Raw genomic sequence first — 19,266 nt, 5'->3', positions numbered from 1 at the left:
GGAGGCGATGGTGACCCTGAATCTATCGTTACAAGTAGTACAATAGGTATATCACCTTCAAAAGTTCCGTATATTTGTGCATATACTTGTATTCCGACCACCAAATGAGTTGATTTGTTCATGATGATGTTGTGGATCGGAATAACTATACACGCGACTTTTAGAGAGATAGCCCGTTATATTGGTGGATAACTCCCACTCATCGCGATAATAAGCAGCATAGAAGACCACTTTGTCTAAGGGATTAAAGCATGACATCAGTAATTGAGACGATTAAGGCGAAGGCAGATATCGTTGATGAGATAAGCACAGTCGTTACCTTACAGAAATCAGGAAAATCCTATAAGGGATTATGTCCATTTCATAACGAGCGCACCCCCTCGTTCTATGTGTTCCAGGAGAGCCAGACGTGGCATTGTTTTGGCTGTAACGAAGGTGGTGACATCTTCTCCTTTGTGCAGAAGCAGCAAGGGCTGGATTTCCACGAGGCGCTGGTCTATCTGGGTGAGAAGACCGGGGTAGAGATCGAGGACCACCAGGGAGGAGATCCAGAAGAGGCACGAGAGGCCAGCGCGGCCAGGGATCGATTGCGGAAGCTGAATGAGGAGGCGCTGCTCTGGTTTCATCAGATGCTGTTGAGGTCCAAAGAAGCCGCTGGAGCCCGCGCCTATGTGGAAAGTCGCGGTATCTCAGCGGACACCGTACTCTCTTTCAGTCTGGGTTATGCTAGCGAACAATGGGACGCTTTATCGCGCTATCTTTTGAGCCGGGGGTACACTGAACAAGAGCTAGTAATGGGTGGGTTGGCCCGCTGGCGCGAGAACGACAATTTTGGCGGAGAGCGCAACGGCATCTACGACTACTTTCGCAACCGTTTGATCTTTCCCATTCGGGATGAGCGCGGACGGGTCATCGGATTTGGTGGTCGTGCCCTTGGGGATAGCAAGCCCAAGTATCTCAACTCGCCGCAAACAATGTTATTTGAGAAAAATACAGTTTTATACGCCATTGATATGGCGAAAGATGCAATAAAGCAAATTGGGCAGGTGGTTATAGTAGAAGGGTACGTAGATGCGGTTATTGCCCACCAGTATGGAACCAGACAGACCGTCGCGTGTATTGGTAGCGCAATTACCGAGAAGCACATTCAAAAGCTCAAGAAGCTAACCAAACAAGTTACACTGGCCCTTGATCCTGACGCAGCTGGTAGCGCGGCCACCGAGCAAGGCATCAAAGAAGCGCTCAAAGGATTTGACCGCACCATTGTACCGGTGCCCCTGGCCGGGGGAAGTGGGTCACGTCAATACCAGCAAAAAGGCCAGAAAGGGTCGAAGCAGCAGGCGCGCGGCATCATCCGGCTAGAAGAGCAGGTCGACGCCGAGATTAACGTCCTGCAACTCCCGCCAGGAGAGGATCCAGACGAAGTAATCAGGCGAGATTTCTCCACCTGGTTTTACGCCGTCAACCATCCACTGTCTCTTATCGACTACTATTTCGTTGTCAAGACAGAGGATCTAAATTTACGGGAGCCAGCGGGAAAGACCGAAGCGGCCAAAAGGCTACTACCGGTGATCGCCATGATCAGTGACCGCATCAAAAGGGACGCATATATACGCAAGCTGGCAGGTATGATCAGTATTGACGAACGCAGCCTCTACGACGAGCTGCAGCGCACTATACGGAGTCAAAAATCCACGGGTGTCACCGCCAGCTTCAGTGGAAAAACACCCGAGGTTGAAAGAGTACAGCAAAAAGAGCGCGCCGAAGAAGATCGAGAATCTTCGTCCAGGCGCACAGAACCTGAAAAAGATAACACAAAAAGCAACGTCAGCAAGGAACGGATTGGGCTTGACAGAACTGAGCGGAGTACGTTAAAATGGGAGGACTACCTTATTGGGCTACTCGTGCAAAATCCAGGCTTATTTCCGCATGTGTGTGTTATAATTAACGAAGGTGACTTCGCTGGGACAGACACGCGGGAGTTGTACCACTTACTCAACTCTGTGTATCAACGTGAATCTTCCCCTTCATATCAATCCTTAGAACAATTTGTGCCCTCGGCACTGATGTCTGCGGTCGCCAGGGTTCTTGAGAGCGTTAAAGCGATGTCTCCACAGGACGCAGGCGCGCTGGTAAAAGAAGCCGTCCAGTGCGCGACTCGTCTCAAAAAAAAGCGATTGTTACAATTAAATACAGAATTAAAATTTCTTTTGCAAGAGGCCGCCGCAGCGGGCGATAAAGCCGCTGTTGGCCAGATTCAGCAGCAATTTGTCACAATACAACGGCAGCTACGAACACTCGATACCGCCACACGGCTACAGGGGTAAGTAGAGCAACTGCTGTGAAACGCAATCAGGAAGCTTGCATAGCCGCCATCTATTTTTAAGGGGTCGGCAATGAAAAAATCATTTTTTACCAAATCGGACCAGAAAACAGGAATTGTCATCATTTATTGTTTATTATATTAGGCCTGTTTTCTGAAGGGGGATGCCAGAATGGTGAATCGGGACCAAGAAGTAATGGATCGAGTACACAATGACCATGGAAATGTCAGCACCATCAGTACAGGGCCATTGAATAATGTTTTTGATCTTGAACATTTTGATATGGATGAATCCATGTTAAATGATACGGCAGAAGTCTTTAATGTTGACTCCGTCGGTCATCATGCTCACGTTCCAGCGGCAAGCGTAACGGTACCCGCTGAGAAAAGCGAGGAATTTGACCTGTTTAAATTACAGGACGAAGAGCCTATGGAAGCCCTGGATCCAACAAAAGAGCCACCGGCAGACTGGGAGCCCGGCCCCGAAGAAGTAGCGGAAGTAGACGCTGAGATCCTGGCGGACCCGAAATGGGATGAGCTTGGAGATGGGCTGGGGATCGTAGTAGCCGACCTCGAGAGCAGCCTGGATGATCCGGTGCGCATGTATCTGCGTGAGATCGGACGTGTTCCCCTGCTGAATGCTGAAGAGGAAGTGCGCCTGGCGCAACTGATGGAGAGAGGCAAGCAGGAGCGGCTTCGTGCCGAGCGCCTCAAGGTAAAGCCGAATCGTAAGTATATCGAAGACGGAGAAGAGGCCCAGCGCCGCCTGACCGAGGCCAACCTGCGCCTGGTGGTAAGCGTTGCCAAGAAATACATCGGCCGTGGCATGAACCTGTTGGACCTGATCCAGGAGGGCAATATCGGCCTGATTCGAGCGGTTGAAAAATTCGATTACACCAAGGGCTACAAGTTCAGTACCTATGCCACCTGGTGGATCAGACAGGCGATCACGCGTGCTATTGCCGACCAGGCTCGTACCATTCGTATTCCAGTACACATGGTTGAGACTATTAACCGCCTGATTCGCATCAGCCGCAGGCTGCTGCAAGACCTGGGACGCGAACCAACCTCGGAAGAGATTGCCGAGCAGATGGAGATCAGCGCGGAGAAGGTACGTGAGATCATTAAGGTCAGCCAGGAGCCTGTCAGCCTGGAGACGCCGATCGGTGAAGAAGACGACAGCCACCTGGGTGACTTCCTGGAAGACCAGACCGCCCTGGCTCCGGCGGAAGCCGCCAGCCATCAACTGCTCAAAGAGCAGGTAGAAGATGTGTTGGACAGCCTGACGGAGCGCGAGCGCAAGGTCTTGCAGCTACGCTTTGGTCTGGATGACGGACGCAGCCGCACACTGGAAGAGGTCGGCAAAGAGTTCCACGTCACGCGCGAACGCATTCGCCAGATCGAAGCCAAGGCGCTGCGCAAACTGCGCCATCCCAGCCGCAGTCGTAAGCTGAAGGACTACCTGGATTAATATCCACCGTCAATGTGCATAACTTTGCACGAATGTGGAAAACTTATCAACATAAGAAGTGAGCCGTTAACAAATGGCTCACTTTTTTGTGTGCTTAAAGACCTTAACATGCTAGTTGCGCGACTTTAAAAGCATGAAAGGCATCGATCCAGAATTTATGGGAGAGATACGCGCGATAACAGGGTGTGGATAACCTGGAAAATAATGTGGATAACCTCGGCGAATGTGGAAAACTTATCCACATTTGTTGCTAGCACATAATGAGGAGAGATATTCCTCCAATCCTGAAGCGCTAGTGCAAATGGGGGCACAGAAATAATAATGTTGAAAATACGTTAAAAATGCAGCTGTGTGTAGCATCGGTAACATGCGAGGGATAATTTTCTGGCGCGATATGTGGATAAGTTTTCCACATATCACCATGTTATCCACATTGGTGGATAACTTCTGAAAAAATATATTTCGCGAATTCTTCATGTAATCTAAATGTTAAATGGTTCTTAAACGCGTTTATAGCCTCAACAGAGGGCTTTCTTTGTGGGGGTGGTATCAGTAGTGGTAAAAATCCCTGCAGTGGTTTTCTCGTGGCTCTCAACGAGATTCTTTAATGATCAAATAGATATGCCATATGCGGTGATATGGTATTTTTCCTTAAAAGTAATATAAATAAGTTATTGTAAAGTTAATTGTATAGATGATTGTAGATGTGTTTGCGCCTTAGATGATCGTAGAATACAAATGTTCCTCGACGCGAAAACGGTCCGTAGGTTCGGCCCTCGCGGCCGATTCCCTCTCCACGTCCACCCATGTCCACCGAACGCGAGGACCATGGGAACGCATGTAAGGTACATGTTCATGCGGCGAGGAGAAATTGGCCGCGAGGGCCGAACCTACAGTTATGGGTGGATGGTTTCGGCGGTGGTGCGTACGATTTCGACGAAGTCGTTTTTGATGCTGGCGCCGCCGATCAGCCCCCCATCGATGTCGGGGTGGGCCATGAATTCGGCGATGTTGGCGGAAGTAACGCTGCCGCCGTAGAGGATGCGGATGGCCTGGGCCGCGCTCTCTCCATAGATGCTGGCATAGGTATAGCGAATAAAGTGGATGACCTCGCCGGCGCCTCTGGCTGTGGCGGCCTTGCCGGTGCCGATGGCCCAGATTGGCTCATAGGCGATAACGATCTGGGGCGCCTGTTCCTCGCTGAGTCCCGCCAGGCTCTGCTGGATCTGGGATTTGATCACGGACTGCGTTTCACCGGACTCGTATTGATCTGTGTTCTCTCCCACACAGACGATGGGGCGCAGGCCATAGGCAAGGGCGGCCAGCGTTTTCTTATTCACCAGTTCATCGCTCTCACCGAAATAGGTACGGCGTTCAGAATGGCCCAGGATCACCGTGGTACACAGCTCTTTAAGCATGCCCGGCGCGATCTCGCCGGTGAAGGCTCCTTTATCCTCGTAGTACATATTCTGGGCACCCAGCTCGACGCCAGGGATTGGCATTGCTTCCATTACTTTATGGACAGCAGCCAGAGAGATCGAGGGAGGACAGAGGATGCTCATCAGGGATGAATTGTGGCGGATAATATCTCCCAGTGAGGGGAGAATCTCCCGGGCAAAGCTTGAGGCCTGCTGGGGTCCCAGATTCATTTTCCAGTTACCTGCGATGATTGCAGTACGAGAAGTTGCCATATAGTGCTCCTTTTCCAAACGAAGATCGTAGGTGCCGGGCTTGCCCCGGCTTGGCTGCGAAGCGGCCCCTCGCCGGACGCGCACCTTTCACCAAACATGTTTTCGTTCCCAACGGACTCTTCCGTTGGTGCAACGTTTGCTGGAGAGATACCGTTTGTCGGGGAACGTGCGCGCCCTGGTACGGGGCCGTTTCGCAGCCAAGCCGGGGCAAGCCCGGCACCTACGTTAGGCGCCCATGAGGGGCGCACGTTCATTGTACCATTTTTGTGCTCAGGCATCTTGCAGGGCTGCTACACCGGGGAGGACGCGACCCTCCAGAAACTCCAGCGAAGCGCCGCCGCCGGTAGAGACGTGCGTCATCTTGCTGGCGGCTCCCGCCTGTTCCACGGCCGCCGCCGAATCGCCGCCGCCGATAATGGTGGTAGCGCCCTGCTGCGCGCGCTCAATCAGGATTTCGATCACCGCGTTGGTGCCCTTGGCGAAGGCTGGCATCTCAGCTACGCCCAGCGTACCGTTCCACACAATAGTCTGGGATGTAGCCAGGGCCTGACGGAACGTCTCAACTGTAGCGGGTCCGATATCCAGGATACGCCATCCCTGAGGAACGGCCTGCGCGGCGACCACCTTATGTTCCGCATCGGCGGCGAAGCGATCGGCGATCACCACATCCGGAGGCAGAATAAACTTCTTTCCCAGCTTCTCCGCCTGGGCGATCAACGCCTTCGCCTCATCTACCTTCGCCTCTTCGAACAGCGAATCTCCGATCTCCAATCCCTGGGCTTTGAGGAAGGTATTGGCCATGCCACCGCCGATCAGGATGCTGTCCGCCAGTGTGATCAGACGTTCAAGTACGGCGATCTTATCAGAGACCTTGGCGCCGCCGACGATGGCCGCAAAAGGACGGCGTGGATTCTCCAGCGCGCTGCCCAGGAAATTCAGCTCTTTCTCTACCAGGAAGCCGGAGACGCCCGGCAGGTAGTGGGTCACGCCCTCCGTTGAGGCATGGGCGCGGTGGGCGGTACCGAAGGCATCATTGACATAGAAATCGCCGAGCGAAGCCAGCTGGCGAGAGAACTCTGGATCATTCTTTTCCTCTTCCTTATGGAAGCGCAGATTTTCCAGCAGCAGTACCTGTCCCGGACGTAGCGCCTGAGCCTTTTCCTCGGCCTCCGGGCCGATGGAGTCACTACTGGTAATGACCGGTCGGTGCAGCAGGTCTGAGAGACGAGCCGCCACGGGCGCCATACGCATCGTATCGACCACCTGGCCTTTGGGGCGACCGAGGTGGGACATCAAGATGACGGCGGCGCCATTATCGAGCAGATAGTTGATAGTGGGCAGGGCGGAAACGATACGGATATCGTCGGTAATGTGTTGAGAATTATCCAGTGGGACATTAAAATCGACGCGGACCAGGACGCGTTTGCCCGCCACATCGATATCCCGAACAGTCTTTTTGTTCATCGCTTTCTCCTATGGCTAGCCAGAGTCCACAGGGGAATCTGGCATATAAAATGGCGCAGTTACACCATAGAGATGTAACATACGCCATCAGAACCTGCGAGACTAGAATCCTTTGGAGGCGATAAAGGCAGCCAGATCGGCAACGCGGTTAGAATAACCCCACTCATTGTCGTACCAGGCCAGGACCTTCACCATATTGCCACCCATGACCATGGTGGAAAGACCATCGATGATAGAAGAACGAGCATCGCCACGGAAATCGGTCGAGACCAGTGGCTCCTCGGTATAGCCCAGGATACCCTTCAGCGAGCCGGAGGCCGCCTCTTTGAAGGCATTGTTGATCGCCTCCACTGAGGTCTCTTTATTGAGGGTGGCCACAAAATCGACGACCGAGACCGTCACGGTCGGCACGCGCAGAGACATACCATCGAAGCGGCCTTTCAGCTCGGGGATGACCAGAGCCAGAGCGCGGGCGGCGCCGGTCGTCGTCGGGATGATATTGCTGCCGGCGGCACGCGCGCGGCGCAGATCTTTATGCACCTGGTCAAGGATACGCTGGTCGTTGGTGTAGGAGTGGATGGTATTCATCATACCGCGCTCGATACCAAACGTATCATTAAGAACCTTGGCCGCGGGAGCCAGGCAGTTCGTGGTACAGGACGCGTTGGAAATAATGTTGTGTTTGGCGGGGTCATACACATTCTCGTTCACACCAAGAACAACGGTGAGATCTTCACCTTTAGCGGGGGCAGAGATAATGACCTTTTTCGCACCACCCTGCAGATGAGCGGAAGCCTTGGATGCATCGGTAAAGAGACCGGTCGACTCGATTACCAGTTCGACACCCAGATCGCCCCAGGGGATCTGCGCGGGATCTCTTTGAGCAATAACTTTGATGGAATGCCCGTTTACGATCAGGGTATCTTCAGTGGCTTCAACTTCGCCGGGGAAACGGCCGTAGGTGGAATCATATTTTAAAAGATGGGCGTTGGTATGTGTATCGGTGAGATCGTTAACTGCGACAACCTCTATTTCGCTAGAGTGGTTATCAAGGATTGCTTTGAGGGACTGACGCCCGATGCGTCCGAAGCCATTGATACCTATACGGGTTGGCATAGCTTTTTCTCCTTAATGAGGGGTTGTACCCTTGTTGTGCAATTTGCTCCTGAGCAGATTTTATCGTTTGCCCCTGAGTGATCTTCTTCATCTCATCTGTCGTCTTACCCATAGTTTGTCGTCAACGTGTTACGGTTGCATCACTGCAATACGTTCACGTGTCACGAAAAGGTCACGCTTTGTTTATGTGTAGAAACTATCTACCTGCCAAACTATGTAGAGATAAAGGTTATTGCATTTCGGCGTTGAAATACAGTAATGATGGTTGATCGACACAGTTCCATTTTACCTGGGGGATCCACCCAAATAGGGTGCCGTTACCTTCATTTCCTTATGTGTAAGGTTATCACTTGCAAACGAAACTGGCAATATATCTGAGCGGAAGTTTAATGGGCAAGAAGAATAGAAGTGTTTCTGGCGTTGTGTGTAAAGTAACTATATAGGAGAACAGGAGTTCTCATATCGTGTTGGCGAGCGTGAGCGCCCCCGCACTCGCGTCCGTTGCGCGGCCGCATTTATTTTATATATTTGTGTCCTGGCGGCGCATCCGCGCCGCCAGGACACAAATATATAAAGGGCTGTTTGTGCACCTGTGGTGCTCAGGAATCAGTGTTGAGTTGGCGTATGGGATGTGGGTGCGCCGCCAGGACACAAATATATAAAGGGCTGTTTGTGCACCTGTGGTGCTCAGGAGTCAGTGTTGAGTTGGCGTATGGGATGTGGGTGCGCCGCCAGGACACAAATATATAAAGGGCTGTTTGTGCACCTGTGGTGCTCAGGAGTCAGTGTTGAGTTGGCGTATGGGATGTGGGTGCGCCGCCAGGACACAAATATATAAAGGGCTGTTTGTGCACCTGTGGTGCTCAGGAGTCAGTGTTGAGTTGGTGTATGGTGGGTGCGCATCCGCGCACCCACCATACACCAACTCAACACTCTGTGCGGCCGCGCATGCGGACGCGTGTGCGGGGGGCGCTTACATACCCCAATACGACGAGAGTCAGACAACTCTCTAAAGGTCGCCAGGGATGATGGGGATGACGCCGATGGAGAAGCGTATATACTCGTCATCGTAGCCGAAGCCCGAGCCGGGAACTCCGGCAATGCCGGTCTTCTCAAAGAGCGCGAAGGCATCTATCCCTTCATTGAGCCTGCTCCAGTTGTAGACTGTGGCGTCATCATCTATATAAATCTGTTGGAAGAGATGAAACTCTTCGTTGATCTCTTGTAGCTGTTTGACTAGCTGTGTGCGGCGCAGGCGATAGAAGCGGCGCAGCTTCTCGCCCAGCCAAGGACGAGTTTGCAGGAGGCGATAGTAGGCCATGAAGCGCAGCTGCCACTCACCGGGCAGGGCCGCCAGTCCATTGCTCCAGCTGACCGCGATACCGGCCGCGATATTGGGATCGCCGCAGGTAACCCAGCCGAAGCGCTCGCCGGTCAGGGTATGCGTCTTGGAGAAGCTACTGACAAAGATGGTATGCTGCAGCACTTCTGGCTTGATAAAGGTCGCCATGCGTGCCTGATCCTCTTCAGGTTTTCCCGTGCCGATATATGCCAGGTCAGCCAGCGTCAGGATCTCTCGGCCCTTAGCGTGGAAGCTAGCGAGTACGGCGTGTAGCTCTTCCAGTTCGGCAGGTGAATAGGCGAACGCGGTTGGATTATTGGTGATGGTCAGATAGAGTACGTGGATATCAGGGTTCTCGGCGAGAATCTGTTCCAGCTGGGCCCCGGTCAGTTTAAAGCGATGTTCAGCGGAGGTCTTGTAGCGGTGGATCTGATAGCCATAGCTAAGGGCCTGCCACTCGGGGACACCAAAGCCGGGTTCGGGGAACAGAATGCCCACCTGCTCAACCTGCCGCGTACGATAGATATGGGCCACGCCGCGCAGGACGTTATCGATGCCATCCATAGCTCCCAGGCTGAGATGGACATTGTGGTGGGTCACCTCGATGCCCCAGCGTCCCATCTCCTGGGCCAGCCAGCCGCGTAGAACAGGATTACCGATGCCATAGATATCATAAACGCGTGGATCGAATCCCTGGCTGAGCAAGAGACGCTCACACTCCAGCATTTGATCGCGCAGCCAGTAGTAGGTCTCTCCGGTGGCGGTATAGTGATAGAGTTCTTCGCCGGGCAAGGCGATGCCTAATTCATCGGCGAGGATGCGATAATCTTCCGGGCCGCCTTCCTCGCCCTCGCACTCTACCGCCTGGCGTAGATCGATATCACCTATTGTGCGATTGACCACCTCAGCGCGAATAATCTGATCATCTATATTATGCTGGCGGCAGGTCTGTTCCAGTTCAGCAACGATACGGGCCATAACACGAATGGGTCCGGCCCCTTCTCTAATATGTGGACGGTAGCGCTCTATAATCTCGCTACGGAGCTGGCGCAGAAGTGTGCGCTGCTCAGAGTCCGACAACCTGGATGGTACTGAAGAATCCGAAGAATTTATAGCAGAGGTATACTGGCTCACGGACGGGGTACTCCTTTCATATGTGCGGCCTCGCACTCCACATAGTGCAAACATCTCACGTGAGGATTGTCGATCAGCACTGATCGGCTTGACGTTATTAGTGTAACACCAATCCAGGGGTGGCGAAAAGGTGTAGTGCAGGTGGTATAAATGTAAGCGATAGATATGAGAGAATAAACTCAAGAGTTGGTTAATACATGTTGATGTAAGGAGCGCAGATGTTATTTGAGAATAAAAACGTGGTGATCACGGGAGCCGGTCGCAGCATTGGAAAGCGGCTGGCGCTGGGATTCGCGGAACAAGGGGCGACCATTCTGGCGCATTATTCCCAATCGAGGCAGGGAGCCGAAGAGGTACAGCGGCAGATCGAAGAGAAGGGAGGAAAAGTATTTCTCTACCAGGCGGATCTGTGCAAGCCGGAGGAAGCTGCTCAACTGGTGCGATACGCCCGCCAGGTGCTGGGGCTGATCGATGTCTGGATCAACAATGCCGGTGCCAGCGCCAATAGCGCGGAGACCAGGGGCATGAGCGAGATAGAGATATTTGAGCGCATGGTTGGTGTCGATATCATGGGAACATGGCGCTGCTGCCGTGAGGTGCAGCCATATATGCGCGAGGGGGGGTCTATTATTACAACCGGCTGGGATCGTGCATTGGATGGTGCGCCGGGTCTGCCTAATCAGATGTATGCCATTAGCAAGGGGGCTATCATGTCACTGACGCGCTGCCTGGCCACAGAGTTTGCTCCCCATGTGCGCGTCAACTGCATCGCCCCTGGCCGTATCGAAAATGAATGGTCCCAGACGCTATCTGAAGAGACGCGCCAGCAGGCAGTCCAGGATATTCCTATGAAACGCTGGGGAACGCCCGACGACATCTTGCAGACGGCCATCTTTCTGGCTTCAGCGGCATCTTCCTTTATGACCGGTCAGACCCTGCTGGTGAATGGTGGCGAGATTATGCGTTAGGCGCGTGGTGTTTTGGATGTAATGTTTCACGTGAAACATTGCGAAGAAATGGGCGTTGGCTTTTGAGTACGTGTGCGGGAGGTTGCGGGTGGGGACGACGTGAGGGGCGTGTAAGACAGGGGAAGCGGGGTCGTGGGGGTACGTGGGCTGCCAGCGCCAGCGACGGCAGCCCGGTCGACCGCGAGGGTCGACCCTACAATTACGTTTCTCGTTGGTGGGGAGGTTTCGGGGTTTGGGGAGGTTCCGTGTTGCTTCTTGCTTTGGGTGATGGGAAGGGTGATGAATTATATCGAGATTTGAGAACTTAAGTGCTTAAGAGGGATAAGAGACCTTTGATATACCTATACGACCATGACCTGGCAAAGGGGAGTAAAGCTGTGTCAAAAGTACTTTAACCTTCTTAAGGTCTTTAGTTCTTTAGTTGGGGTGATGAATCGGCTTCTAGAGCGAGTAGAGGTGTTTTTCGTTTGTGTTTTGCCTTTCTTAAGCTTTCTTAAGTTGCCTTTGAGGGGGATGCGAATAGATTGTGGAGAGAGAAATCGGAGAGTGATGTTTCACGTGAAACATTATGCGAGTATGATGTTTCACGTGAAACGTTGGATTTTGGGTTGTGGGGTAATCGGACGCGAGGTCCGAACTTATGGTGAGGGGGTGAGAGCTATGTTCGGTGTTGCTGGAGGAAGTGTTCTACTCTGCTCAGGGCTTCGGGCATGTTTTTGCGTCCGAGGCCGATGCGAAAGTTGTTGCCGGGATGATCGTAGACTGTGCCGGGTAGGAGCATGACGCCTTCTTTTTGCACCAGTTGTTGGGCGAACTTGGCGATGGGCTGGTTGGTGCGCAGACGTGGAAAAGCGATGCTTCCTGCCTGGGGTGGATGCCAGGAAAAGGTGTCCGACCACTGGCGGAAGAAGTGGTTAAGGAGCAAACGATTTGATTGGATGATGTCGAGGCTGCGGCTGATAATCTGACTGTGGGCACGCAGGGCGATCAGGGCCAGGATCTCACTGGGGGCGCTGTTGCAGATAGAGAGATAATCTTTGAAGGCCGCTACACGTTGCAAGAGGGTTGTATCCTGCGTTGCCAGCCAGCCGATGCGTAGTCCAGCCAGGGCGAAAGACTTTGACATCACGCCCAGGGAGATGGCTTTGCGCGAGAGATCGGCTGCGCCGGGCAAGGTTTGCTCGGGCTGGTATTCGAGGAAGCGATATGATTCATCAGAGAAGAGATAGGCGTTCGCTTCCTGGGCGATCGCTACCACCTCATCGAGTGTCTGGCGATCCAGGTGGGCTCCGGTGGGATTGTGTGGGAAGTTGATGACGATGAGGCGAGTGTCAGGGCGTAGCGCTTTACGCAGAGCAGCCACATCGAGCTGCCATCCCTGCTCTTCTTGCAATTCTAAGAGGGTGACTTCGGCGCCGGTGGCCTGGGCGATGCTATAGAGAGATTGATAGCCGGGCCAGGTCACAATCGCATGGTCGCCTTGCTGGAGCAGTACATTGGTAAGGGCAAAGATTGCTTCCTCGCCGCCAGAAAACGTCAACACATTCTCGGTGGATATGTGTTGATAGAGGCGAGCAATCTGCTGTCGCAGCAGCGGATGTCCCGCGCTCTCGGTATATCCCAACGGCAGATTCTGCCACAGTTCGCGACACTCGGGGTCCGCCAGTGCCAGCAGATCACTCATCTGGTAACCATCAACATCAGAGCTGGACAGCATATAGGGGGCGACAAACTCCCAGCGAGCAAAGTAGCGCTCCAATTTAAAATCAGGAATGTGCATTGTTTTTGATCTCCTTATTCATCTTTGAGCCAGATGCGCAATGGTCCGAGTATGGTAAAGCCAACGCGTATCGCCAGGGCAAGACTTTCATCATGCTCATAGCCAACGATTGGAAGTCCGGGATACTGTTTAGAGATCATTGCGAGCAAACCCTGCCAGTACTGTTCCGCATTCTGTTCAGGCGTAAAAACATTAGAGATGCCAACGACGCCAGGTGTCTTATTGGCGATGGCGCCCGCGACAATATGGTTATCTTGATAGGCTGCCATGATACAGATATCCGCATTATGTAAGAGCGAGGCCAGGAAAATATGGTTCTGCGTGAGCTCTGTCTGAGACCATGCTGCCTCCCAGCCGAGAAGTTCTTTTTCCTCTACGACCCTTTTCCATGCGAGTTCTGTAGATGGCTGGTCAAGAACTGCTATTGAGTCAGAGCGAAGAAAGATCCATTGTGCTTCAAACAGAAGGTGAAAGCCGAACGGGTCGAGATCCAGGTCAGCAAAGCTATCTTTGACGGAGATCGTGTAATCTTTTTGCTGCGAGAGAAATGTCGCCAGTGGGTCTTGATGAAGATCAAGTTTTCTAGCCGGAGACAGGGTTATCAGATTGGGATAGTAAGTAGGAGCCTGCTGTTTGATCATCCAGAATGTTCCGTGGAACTCTCCCCTAATATTATGTGAGCGGCAGACGGTATCACACCAGATGGCGTTGTTGTTTACGGCTAGCTGCAAATAATTTGTATCCATTGTATTCTTGCCTCTATCGTTGACAGGTTATCGCTGACATCTATCTTAACATTTATTTCAACAGCTATGGTTACTTACAATGTTTCACGTGAAACGTCTCATTCTATTGTGGATGATTATCATAAGGTGTCTAGCCTGAATGTTTCACGTGAAACATTGTAAGTAGCTGGTTGGAGAAAAACATGGACGACAAAGAACTGGAGGGCTGGTTCGCAGCCAATAAAGCGTTGCTGGAAACGGCATATATTGCGGGAAAGCAGCCATGGCAGCAATCTGGTGTTGGATTGCGCACTCCTCGCGATAATGATTATTGGGAGACGTTGCGCAGGCCAGTTGCTGATTGTATTACTAAAGATGGCTCCTTTTTAGATATCGGGTGTGCCAATGGCTATTTGCTAGAATGTGTTTTGCGCTGGACGAGTGAACGCGGTCTACTGATCAACCCCTTTGGTCTTGATTTTTCTGAGAAGTTAATTGATCTGGCACGGGCACGTTTGCCTCAATATACCGAACAGCTCTTTCTGGGTAATGCCTGGAACTGGTTGCCGCCCAGGCAATTCGATGTTGTTCACGCCTTACTTGAATATGTTCCTGAAGAATTACAGGAGGCTTTTGTTCAGCGATTGTTGGAGCGATATGTGCAGCCTACAGGGTGTTTATTGGTCGCGGAATATAGCGGTAGGCATACGGATATGCCCGAGAAAAGAATCGATGGGAGGATTAAACAATGGGGCTTGCCAGTAGAGATGGTCAGATCAAGTTATTTTGAGCCGGAGCCAACGTGCCAGACGCATGTTGCCGTAATCAGAAAAACAGCGTAACAAGAAACCCGTAATGTCCCCACCAACGAAAAACGCCCCGAAAAAAGGAACGTTCCCACCAACGAAAAACGCTTATGTAGGGTCGACCCTCGCGGCATCTGTTGATACTAAATCACGATGAAGGTGAAAAAACGAGGCACAAAGTCGGGTCGATCCGAACGTCCCTGACGGACACGATGGGCGTAGCGTGGCGGTCGGATGGTCGGCAGATCAGGTGGGGCCGGGGTGTAGGACCTCAGCAGAGCAGGGACGGCTGGCTCGATGCGCCGCGAGGGCCGGATCAAACCCTGGCGCCGACCCACCTCGAGCAGTCGCTGGATCAGGGGCTGCCCACCCGATCGCGTGGGCGCCTGAGCAAGCAAGGTGGCAAGCACGGGCAAGGACACGTCGAAGAGAGGGACCTGGGCGGCGAAGGCCACCTGAGCGTGGAGCGCATGGAGCACCTGAGCCAGGATGAAGGCGGCGAAGAGCTGCTGAAGCACCAGGAGAGGATCGCAGGACCACCACACGCGAATGCCCAGCGTGCATTTGAGCGCTTTGAACGCCAGCTCGATCTCCCAGCGACGCGCGTAGAGGCGAGCGGCCTCGCTCATGCTCAAGCGATCGGGTTCGCAGATGTTGGTCAGATACTGGTACAGCTTGCCGTGATGCTCAAACTGGATCAGGCGCACCCGGTGGGCACAGCGATCGGCGCGGTAGGCTCCCAGCCAGACCAGGGCGTCGAGCGTGGTGCCTTGCTGCACAAAGACGTGCAGGATCTGGTAGGAGGTCTTCTCCCGCATCCGTGAGAGCCAGAAAAAGCCCTGGTCCGTGAGCCAGTCAAACCAGGGAAAGCTGAAGTAGCCCAGATCGGCCAGCAGCAGGCTGCCAGCGGGCAATCCACGCACCACGTCCTGGACGAGCAGTTTTTCATTGGCAAAGACGTCCTCACGGAAGAGGATACGAACCCATTGCTGGCGGCGGACATCAAAGAGGGCGGCCAGTCTGCCGACCAGCAGGCGTGGACTGTCCACGGCTTCATCGCGCACATCCTGCATGCGCCGCTGGACGGCATCGAGCGTGGTTTGATCCAGAGCGAAGATATGGGAAACCCAGGGAAGCAGATCACACTGGGCGACCGCCTGGGTTTGGGCATGCAAGCCGGTGCTCACGCGCAGCAGGAGGCGCTGCCAGACGTCGAGGGAGGTGTGCAAGAGGCGTTTGCGGATGGCGTCACGAGTATGGGGCAAGAGAGGAAAGTGGCCGACCCCCGACCAGGTGATCAGGCGCCAGACGCAGGCATAGCTCTTCAAGCCGCGCAGCAGCGCCAGCAAGACCGCCAGACACAGATGCTCAGAGGAGAGCACTGCGGGTCGTCCACGAGGGCGGCTCACCGCAGCGGCAGGGGGATCAGAGGGTTCGATGAGGCGCTGCAAGCAGCCAACGATCTGTTGTGAGAGCGAATCGGCATTCGCCTCTTCGGGCCCAGATGCGGTATGATGAGGCATACGAGGAAGATCCTTTCGAAAACGTGTGATGACAATTTCTTTGGATGTTCCTCGATATTTGCCACTCTGGCAAGTCTCCCTCCCCATCCAGAGACCTTTTGGCTATTTAGTATCAACAGATGCCGCGAGGGTCGACCCTACATGGGCGTTCCGCCTTGGTGGGGCGTCCCGTGTTTGGGGTCGATGTTTCACGTGAAACATTGGATTTGGGGATGGCGTGGGTGATCGGGCGCGAGGTCCGAACTTATGAGGGCGTTGGTTCTCCGGGGGCGTTCTCCACTTGCTGTATGCTAGCGAATTTGTTACACTGTGGGAGGTATTAGAATGAATAGCATATGTAGGATGGAAAGAGGTATGTATATGCGAGCCGTTGATGATAGCAGGCCCAAGTATGCTGCCATTATGCGCGTATTGATGAGCTGGAAGCAATTGCCAGAGAGCGACGTTTCACGTATGCTACATGATTATTTCCTCACAACTGACGATTTTCGCGAGATGGAAGATCAAGGCTATATCACCATGGCTTATAGTGGTGATGAATATATGATTGTTCCTACCTTGCTAGGCCGTCTCTGGCTAGAGCAATATGAAGCGGGAGAATCGAGCAATGGCATATGACCATGATGACGAAGTAGCACCATATACAACGATTGGCACTGACGAGGCGAAAAACCTGGTTGATTCAGGGGTACGTATCGTCGATGTGCGCATGCCCGATGAATGGAACTATGGACATATCGCGCAGGCGACGCTGGTTCCCATTCAGGGCATTTATTCTTTTGGGAAGGCGCTTGAAGAAAAAAACCTGCCGAAGGATGAAGAGGTGATCTTTGTCTGTGCCGCAGGCCAGCGCAGCGCGATGGCTTCCGAGATCGCCTCGTTGTTAGGTTTTAAAAAGGTCTATAACCTGGCGCGTGGCATGAATGGCTGGGCCAATCGCGGTTATCCAATGGAGCGCTAGGCGCTAACAACCAGCGTATTTGAGAGGAGAAACGAAATGCCCTTATTAGAAGGTAAAAAGGCTTTTATTTTTGGTGTGGCGAACCATCGCTCGATCGCCTGGGCGATCGCGCAGGCTCTGGCACGTGAAGGGGCGCAACTGGTCCTGGCGTACCAGGAGCGCATGGAGAAGTATGTGCGCGACCTGGCCTCCAAGATTCCCGGCACCGAGGTTATCCCCTGCGATGTGCAGAATGATGCCGAACTGGATAGCGCGTTCGCCAAAGCCGGTGAACTGCTCGGTGGTCGCATAGATATCCTGATCCATTGTGTGGCCTTCGCGCCGGCCAGCGAACTGGAGAATCCCTTCCTGCAGACGACGCGCGAGGGTTTTCATACCGCGTTAGATATCAGCGCCTATTCGCTGGTGGCGATGGCCAAACGTGCCGAGCCCTTGATGAAAGAGCATGGCGGTAGCGTGCTGGCCCTGACCTATATGGCCAGTGAGCGCGTGATGCCCAAGTACAACGTGATGGCCGTCGCCAAGGCTGCTCTGGAATGCAGTGTTCGCTACCTGGCATATGAGATGGGCGAGCACAACATTCGCGTCAACGCCATCTCGGCTGGTCCATTGAACACGCTGGCCGCTCGTGGTGTCTCCGGACTCACCGGTTTCCGTGAGCAGGTGGCCCATGTCGCGCCGCTGCGTCGCAACATCGAGCAGAGTGAAGTCGGTGATACCGCTCTCTTCTTGAGCAGCGACCTGGCCCGTGCCATCACCGGTGAGATCATGTTTGTCGATGCCGGCTACAACATTATGGGCGCGTAAGTGTAAAAATCTCTGGTGGGCATCCATGATGGGTGCCCACTTTTTTTGCCCCTACCAAAGGATCAGCTAATCATTAGAGATATCCCCTAAACTACCATTGTCCGGCACTAAGGAAAGGTGAGAGCCACAGTTATGGATACCTACCAGCAAGTCATTCAAACGCTGCGCCAGTCGTATAATCGCGAGATGGCGGAGCAGCGTAATCAAACGGCCAAAGAACCATGGAAGGTCGCAGAGAGACAGAGTTTCCTGGATCTCTTGCTGCAAGAGGGCAAGAAGACTTTATTGGAAGTGGGGGCTGGTACCGGGGTTGATAGCCTTTTTTTTCAGGAGCATGGTTTACAGGTTGTGTGTACGGACCTGTCACCCGACATGGTAGACCTCTGCCGCGAGAAGGGTCTGGATGCCCATGTGATGGATTTCCTGGGGCTGCATTTTCCGGAGAGTTCTTTTGATGCGATCTATGCTCTGAATTGTCTGCTGCATGTGCCGGGTGCAGAGCTACCAGCGGTCCTGCAAAAGTTGCGTGATCTGCTGCGTCCTGGTGGGCTTTTCTTCCTGGGAGTCTATGGGGGCTTCGAGGAGGAAGGGATACACGAGGATGATCATCACCAGCCGCCACGCTTCTTCTCTCATCATAGCGATGATTTTATGCGTCAGGCGGTCGCGCCATATTTTGACGTGGTCTCCTTTAAAGCCATTCCAATGAATGGTCAATACTGGCACTTCCAATCCATGATCTTACGAGGCAGGGCATAAGGAGGCTGATGTCTCTTGCAATGTTTCACGTGAAACATTGCAAGAGACTGTATTTTGTTTTCATTGATCGAGGTACTTGTGTGCCACCACACGCGCGGCCGCTACGCGGCCGCGTTGGTTTTTGGTTGTGGGCAACAGGGGCGCATCCGCGCCCCTGTTGCCCACAACCAGATGGAATGAATAGGTGGGGTGTCCCCCATACGAAAATGTTCCTCTGAACACGAAAATGTTCCCTTGCAGGCGGCATAGGATTGCGGCCGATTCATCGCTGTTGCTTCTTCAAATACGCAGCAATCCGGCATTGTGCATGCCGCCCCTGTTCACGTACGGGATGTTCCCCGTAAAAGCGATCATATTGGCTTATTCTTTATCGCAATGTTTCACGTGAAACATTAC

General features: G+C 53.2%; 15 protein-coding genes. 8 read left to right on the top strand and 7 right to left on the bottom strand.

All coding sequences use genetic code 11. The features are described from left to right. Positions 1 to 251: 251 nt before the first annotated feature. Together dnaG and rpoD are read left to right on the top strand one after the other, a co-directional pair. Positions 252 to 2,327 (top strand): DNA primase, encoded by a 2,076-nt coding sequence (gene dnaG / locus KTT_RS10735; protein ID WP_126595969.1) that lies wholly within the window; start codon positions 252 to 254, stop codon positions 2,325 to 2,327. A gap of 168 nt (positions 2,328 to 2,495) precedes the next feature. After that, positions 2,496 to 3,794: an RNA polymerase sigma factor RpoD gene (gene rpoD / locus KTT_RS10730; protein WP_126595968.1), complete on the top strand. Its 1,299-nt coding sequence runs from the start codon at positions 2,496 to 2,498 to the stop codon at positions 3,792 to 3,794. An 896-nt stretch (positions 3,795 to 4,690) separates the two neighbouring features. Here the strand turns inward: rpoD and tpiA are convergent. From tpiA to KTT_RS10710, 4 genes are all read right to left on the bottom strand, one after another. After that, positions 4,691 to 5,485, bottom strand: coding sequence for a triose-phosphate isomerase (tpiA, locus tag KTT_RS10725; protein ID WP_126595967.1), 795 nt, complete (start codon positions 5,483 to 5,485; stop codon positions 4,691 to 4,693). A gap of 270 nt (positions 5,486 to 5,755) precedes the next feature. Next, entirely contained in the window at positions 5,756 to 6,949 is a 1,194-nt protein-coding gene (locus KTT_RS10720) for a phosphoglycerate kinase (protein WP_126595966.1), read from the bottom strand. A 102-nt stretch (positions 6,950 to 7,051) separates the two neighbouring features. Beyond that, positions 7,052 to 8,065, bottom strand: coding sequence for a type I glyceraldehyde-3-phosphate dehydrogenase (gene gap, locus KTT_RS10715; RefSeq protein ID WP_126595965.1), 1,014 nt, complete (start codon positions 8,063 to 8,065; stop codon positions 7,052 to 7,054). A gap of 1,009 nt (positions 8,066 to 9,074) precedes the next feature. After that, positions 9,075 to 10,541: a pyridoxal phosphate-dependent aminotransferase gene (locus tag KTT_RS10710; protein WP_160145790.1), complete on the bottom strand. Its 1,467-nt coding sequence runs from the start codon at positions 10,539 to 10,541 to the stop codon at positions 9,075 to 9,077. Positions 10,542 to 10,759: 218 nt separating this feature from the next. Between KTT_RS10710 and KTT_RS10705 the strand changes: the two genes are divergently transcribed. Next, entirely contained in the window at positions 10,760 to 11,509 is a 750-nt protein-coding gene (locus tag KTT_RS10705) for an SDR family NAD(P)-dependent oxidoreductase (protein ID WP_126595963.1), read from the top strand. A gap of 658 nt (positions 11,510 to 12,167) precedes the next feature. Here the strand turns inward: KTT_RS10705 and KTT_RS10700 are convergent. Then, positions 12,168 to 13,289, bottom strand: coding sequence for an aminotransferase class I/II-fold pyridoxal phosphate-dependent enzyme (locus KTT_RS10700; RefSeq protein ID WP_126595962.1), 1,122 nt, complete (start codon positions 13,287 to 13,289; stop codon positions 12,168 to 12,170). Positions 13,290 to 13,303: 14 nt separating this feature from the next. Then, on the bottom strand, positions 13,304 to 14,035 hold the full coding sequence (locus KTT_RS10695) for a hypothetical protein (protein ID WP_126595961.1): 732 nt from the start codon (positions 14,033 to 14,035) through the stop codon (positions 13,304 to 13,306). 182 nt (positions 14,036 to 14,217) lie between these two features. Between KTT_RS10695 and KTT_RS10690 the strand changes: the two genes are divergently transcribed. Beyond that, positions 14,218 to 14,856 carry a class I SAM-dependent methyltransferase gene (locus KTT_RS10690; protein WP_126595960.1) on the top strand — a complete coding sequence of 213 codons (639 nt, stop codon included), beginning with the start codon at positions 14,218 to 14,220 and terminating at the stop codon, positions 14,854 to 14,856. Between the two features lie 107 nt (positions 14,857 to 14,963). Here KTT_RS10690 and KTT_RS10685 read toward each other — a convergent pair whose 3' ends face one another. After that, positions 14,964 to 16,343 carry an IS4 family transposase gene (locus KTT_RS10685; RefSeq protein ID WP_126595959.1) on the bottom strand — a complete coding sequence of 460 codons (1,380 nt, stop codon included), beginning with the start codon at positions 16,341 to 16,343 and terminating at the stop codon, positions 14,964 to 14,966. A 360-nt stretch (positions 16,344 to 16,703) separates the two neighbouring features. On the opposite strand from KTT_RS10685, the gene KTT_RS10680 reads away from it, so the two are divergent. The 4 genes from KTT_RS10680 (at position 16,704) to KTT_RS10665 (ending at position 18,870) form a co-directional block, all read left to right on the top strand. Next, positions 16,704 to 16,961 (top strand): hypothetical protein, encoded by a 258-nt coding sequence (locus KTT_RS10680; RefSeq protein WP_126595958.1) that lies wholly within the window; start codon positions 16,704 to 16,706, stop codon positions 16,959 to 16,961. Then, complete coding sequence (locus KTT_RS10675) at positions 16,951 to 17,304, top strand: rhodanese-like domain-containing protein (RefSeq protein WP_160145789.1); 354 nt, start codon at positions 16,951 to 16,953, stop codon at positions 17,302 to 17,304. The genes KTT_RS10680 and KTT_RS10675 overlap by 11 nt, the downstream gene beginning before the upstream one ends. A gap of 36 nt (positions 17,305 to 17,340) precedes the next feature. Then, the gene (locus KTT_RS10670; RefSeq protein ID WP_126595956.1) at positions 17,341 to 18,111 is read left to right on the top strand and encodes an enoyl-ACP reductase FabI; all 771 of its coding nucleotides are present in this window, start codon (positions 17,341 to 17,343) and stop codon (positions 18,109 to 18,111) included. Positions 18,112 to 18,243: 132 nt separating this feature from the next. Continuing rightward, positions 18,244 to 18,870, top strand: coding sequence for a class I SAM-dependent methyltransferase (locus KTT_RS10665; protein WP_126595955.1), 627 nt, complete (start codon positions 18,244 to 18,246; stop codon positions 18,868 to 18,870). Positions 18,871 to 19,266: the final 396 nt, after the last annotated feature.

Source organism: Dictyobacter aurantiacus, from assembly GCF_003967515.1.
Classification (GTDB): domain Bacteria; phylum Chloroflexota; class Ktedonobacteria; order Ktedonobacterales; family Ktedonobacteraceae; genus Dictyobacter; species Dictyobacter aurantiacus.
The sequence above is the reverse complement of the archived record's forward strand: the minus strand, read 5'-3'. Positions and strand labels throughout refer to the sequence as shown.

Bases quoted from the DNA above. Each gene is read 5' to 3' on its own strand.
- KTT_RS10675 (WP_160145789.1), top strand. From the start codon at position 16,951: ATGGCATATGACCATGATGACGAAGTAGCACCATATACAACGATTGGC.
- KTT_RS10720 (WP_126595966.1), bottom strand. From the start codon at position 6,949: ATGAACAAAAAGACTGTTCGGGATATCGATGTGGCGGGCAAACGCGTC.
- KTT_RS10665 (WP_126595955.1), top strand. From the start codon at position 18,244: ATGGATACCTACCAGCAAGTCATTCAAACGCTGCGCCAGTCGTATAAT.
- KTT_RS10700 (WP_126595962.1), bottom strand. From the start codon at position 13,289: ATGCACATTCCTGATTTTAAATTGGAGCGCTACTTTGCTCGCTGGGAG.
- KTT_RS10705 (WP_126595963.1), top strand. From the start codon at position 10,760: ATGTTATTTGAGAATAAAAACGTGGTGATCACGGGAGCCGGTCGCAGC.
- dnaG (WP_126595969.1), top strand. From the start codon at position 252: ATGACATCAGTAATTGAGACGATTAAGGCGAAGGCAGATATCGTTGAT.
- KTT_RS10690 (WP_126595960.1), top strand. From the start codon at position 14,218: ATGGACGACAAAGAACTGGAGGGCTGGTTCGCAGCCAATAAAGCGTTG.
- gap (WP_126595965.1), bottom strand. From the start codon at position 8,065: ATGCCAACCCGTATAGGTATCAATGGCTTCGGACGCATCGGGCGTCAG.
- KTT_RS10680 (WP_126595958.1), top strand. From the start codon at position 16,704: ATGCGAGCCGTTGATGATAGCAGGCCCAAGTATGCTGCCATTATGCGC.
- KTT_RS10695 (WP_126595961.1), bottom strand. From the start codon at position 14,035: ATGGATACAAATTATTTGCAGCTAGCCGTAAACAACAACGCCATCTGG.
- rpoD (WP_126595968.1), top strand. From the start codon at position 2,496: ATGGTGAATCGGGACCAAGAAGTAATGGATCGAGTACACAATGACCAT.
- KTT_RS10685 (WP_126595959.1), bottom strand. From the start codon at position 16,343: ATGCCTCATCATACCGCATCTGGGCCCGAAGAGGCGAATGCCGATTCG.
- KTT_RS10670 (WP_126595956.1), top strand. From the start codon at position 17,341: ATGCCCTTATTAGAAGGTAAAAAGGCTTTTATTTTTGGTGTGGCGAAC.
- tpiA (WP_126595967.1), bottom strand. From the start codon at position 5,485: ATGGCAACTTCTCGTACTGCAATCATCGCAGGTAACTGGAAAATGAAT.